Source organism: Pseudoroseomonas cervicalis ATCC 49957 (assembly GCF_000164635.1).
Taxonomy (GTDB): domain Bacteria; phylum Pseudomonadota; class Alphaproteobacteria; order Acetobacterales; family Acetobacteraceae; genus Pseudoroseomonas; species Pseudoroseomonas cervicalis.
The window spans coordinates 303354-306714 of sequence record NZ_GG770778.1; the positions used below are offsets into that span (position 1 = coordinate 303354).

A 3361-nucleotide genomic window follows, 5' to 3' on the forward strand; every position below is an offset into this window, starting at 1 on the left:
GGCTGGTTCGGGTTCTGGCCCAGCGGCTGGCCATCACCGCCCTGGCCCGGGGCCTGGCCCGGCTGGCTCTGGCCCGGCGGGGGCTGGGCCGCGTCCTGGCCCTGGGCGAGGGCCGGGGCGGCGCCCAGCAGCGCCAGCGTGGCCAGCAGCGGAAGCGAATGGCGCGGGGTCATGCCATGTGCCCTTCTGTCATGGGGGGTTTCTCCCCCGACAACCCGGCGGGGCCGGACAGGGTTTCCGCCGCCGCGCCGCCACGCCCACGGGTAGGTTTTGCCCGCCCGCCGCGCTATATGCGCCTTTTTTGGCGGGGATGGACCGAGTGAGCGCGTCGGAGCAGATGGACACCGCGAGCAGCGAGACCGCGGCCGAGGCGGGGCGCCGGCGCACCTTCGCCATCATCGCCCACCCCGACGCCGGCAAGACCACGCTGACCGAGCAGCTGCTGCTGCTGGGCGGCGCCATCCAGATCGCCGGCGCCGTGCGCGCCAAGGGCGAGCGGCGGCGCACCCGCTCGGACTGGATGAAGATCGAGCAGGATCGCGGCATCTCGGTCGCGACCAGCGTGATGACCTTCGAATATGCCGGCCAGGTGTTCAACCTGCTGGACACGCCGGGCCACGAGGATTTCTCCGAGGACACCTACCGCACCCTCTCGGCGGTGGACGCCGCGGTGATGGTGATCGACGCCGCCAAGGGCATCGAGGCGCAGACCCGCAAGCTGTTCGAGGTCTGCCGCCTGCGCGACATCCCCATCGTCACCTTCATCAACAAGATGGACCGCGAGGCGCGCGAGCCGCTGGAGCTGCTCGACGAGATCGAGAAGACGCTGGCCCTCGACGTGACGCCCGCCACCTGGCCGATCGGCTCGGGCGGCACCTTCGCCGGCGTCTATGACCGCCACGACAACAGCCTGCGCCTGATCGCCGAGGGCGGCGAGCGGCAGGAGGCGCTGTCCGGCCCCGACGATGCGCGCATCGACGGCCTGCTGAAGCACGGCCAGGGCGATGTGCTGCGCGAGGGCATGGAGCTGGCCTCGGTCTATCCCGAGTTCGACCTCGATTCCTTCCGCGAGGGGCATCTGACGCCGGTCTATTTCGGCTCGGCGCTGCGCGGCTTCGGGGTGCGGCACCTGCTGGACGGCCTGGCGCAATTCGCCCCGCCCCCCTCCGCCCGCCGCGCCGACGCCCGGGTGGTGCGGCCGGAGGAGGAGAAGCTGACCGGCTTCGTCTTCAAGATCCAGGCGAACACCGACCTCAACCACCGCGACCGCGTGGCCTTCCTGCGCATCTGCTCGGGGCGGCTGCGCAAGGGGGCGCGGCTGAAGCAGGTGCGCACCGGCAAGTCGATCCCGGTCAACGCGCCGCTGTTCTTCTTCGCCAAGGAGCGGCAGGTGGCGGAGGAGGCCTGGCCGGGCGATGTGGTGGGCATCGCCAACCATGGCGTGCTGCGCATCGGCGACACGCTGACCGATGGCGAGGAGCTGAATTTCCGCGGCGTGCCGAGCTTCGCGCCCGAGATCCTGCGCCGCGTCCGGCTCGACGACCCGATGCTGGCCAAGAAGCTGCGCAAGGCGCTCGACCAGCTGGCGGATGAGGGCGTGGTGCAGGTGTTCCGCCCGATGGATGGCAGCCAGCCGGTGGTGGGCGTGGTCGGGCAGCTGCAGCTCGACGTGCTGTCCAGCCGCATCCAGGCGGAATACGGCGTGCAGGTCGGCTTCGACGCCACCTCCTGGTCCACCATGCGCTGGGTGGCGCTGAAGGAGGGCGAGGACCGCGCGGTGCTGGAGCGCTTCCTGCGCACCGCCCCCAGCCAGATGGCCGAGGACCATGACAATGAGCCGGTGGCCTTCTTCACCTCCGACTGGGGCCGCCGCCGCTCGGAGGAGGAATGGCCGCAGCTGCGCTTCCTCTCGCTGCGCGAGCAGCATGGCGTGGAAGAAAACGCAGGGTAAAATCTTCTTTTTCTGAAGAAAAAGAAGCAAAAAGACTTCTTTCCGTTGGCGTCCCGCCTATGGCCATACGCGGGACGCCAAACTGACAAAAGTTTTTTGGTTCTTTTTTTCAAAAAAGAACTCTTGCAGAGCTTCTCGATCTCTCCGCGCAGTGCCTCCGGCGTCGGCCGCCCGGCTCCTGCCGGCCGAACTGGTCGCAGGTCAGCGCGGCGTGGCGGTCACCGCGACGCGGCACCAGACGCTGAGCGCCACCATGCCGGCGGCGGCGGCCAGGAAGGCCAGGCTGTAGCCGCCGAGGCCGAGCAGCGCGCCGAAGCCCACCGAGCCCAGCCCCTGGCCCAGGAACAGCGCCATGGCGAAGGCGGAAACCGAGGTGGCGCGGGCTTCCGGCAGGGCCTCGGTGCTGCGGGCCTGCAGCACGCCGTGGAACATGAAGAAGAACAGGCCGCACAGCGCCTGCGCCACCGCCACCACCGGCCAGGAGGGGGCCAGCGCCAGCACCGCCAGCGCCGCCGCCAGCAGGATGCCGCCCGAGAGCAGCAGCCGCGCCTCGCCCAGCCGGCCGACCAGCCGCTTGGCGATGCGGGTGTAGAGCAGCGAGCCGAGGCCGAACCCCGCCACCACCAGCCCGGCCTCCCAGGGCTCCAGATGGAAGCCCTGGATCAGGTAGGAGCCGATGAAGGGGAAGGCGCCGCCGAACAGCAGCAGCCCGTCGAGGAAGGCGGCCAGCAGCAGCTTGCGGCCGGCCGGGCGGCGCAGCAGCAGCGCGTAATTGGCGAAGCCCGAGCCCTTGCCGGCCGGGCCGCCGCTGCGCCACAGCCCGCGCCCCAGCGTCAGCATGATGGCGAGCGCCGTGACCACGGCGACGCCGCCCACCAGCAGGAAGACGGCACGCCAGCCGAAGGCTTGGCCCACCGCGCCGGAGACCGGGCCGGTCAGCAGCTGCGCCATCACCATGCCGGTCATGAAGCGGCTGAGCGTCGCCTGGCGCTCGGCATAGGGCACGTTGTCGCCGATCCAGGCCATGGCCAGCGGGATGATGGCACCCCCCGCCGCCCCCGTGGCCGCGCGCAGCGCCACCAGCGGGGTCAGCGCGCCGGCCAGGGCGCAGCAGGCCATCATGACGCCATAGAGCACCAGCCCCAGCGTCAGCACGCGCAGCTTGCCGAAACGGTCGCCGAGCGGCCCCAGCACCACCTGGCACAGGCCATAGGGCAGGGCGAAGGCGGTGATCAGCACCGCGACCTCGGCCACGGTGACGCGCAGCTCGGCGGCGATCAGCGGCAGGACGGGGTCCAGCAGGCGCATGCCGCAGCCGGTGGCGAAGGCGGCCGCCGCCAGCAGCGGCAGCATCGCGAGCGGCGGTCGCCCGCCCTTGGCGGCATCAGGGGGGGTGGCGCCCCCTTCCGG

The 3361-nt window shown here is 71.2% G+C and carries 2 protein-coding genes; one reads left to right on the forward strand and one right to left on the reverse strand.

All coding sequences use genetic code 11. The annotated features are described in order from the left end of the window. The first annotated feature begins 310 nt into the window (after window positions 1-310). A complete protein-coding gene (locus tag HMPREF0731_RS08720) occupies window positions 311-1951 on the forward strand; it encodes a peptide chain release factor 3 (RefSeq protein ID WP_007003721.1) in 1641 nt (546 codons plus the stop codon). Between the two features lie 201 nt (window positions 1952-2152). Here the strand turns inward: HMPREF0731_RS08720 and HMPREF0731_RS08725 are convergent. Next, a partial coding sequence (locus HMPREF0731_RS08725) for an MFS transporter (protein ID WP_211207915.1) occupies window positions 2153-3361 on the reverse strand: 1209 nt, incomplete at its 5' end.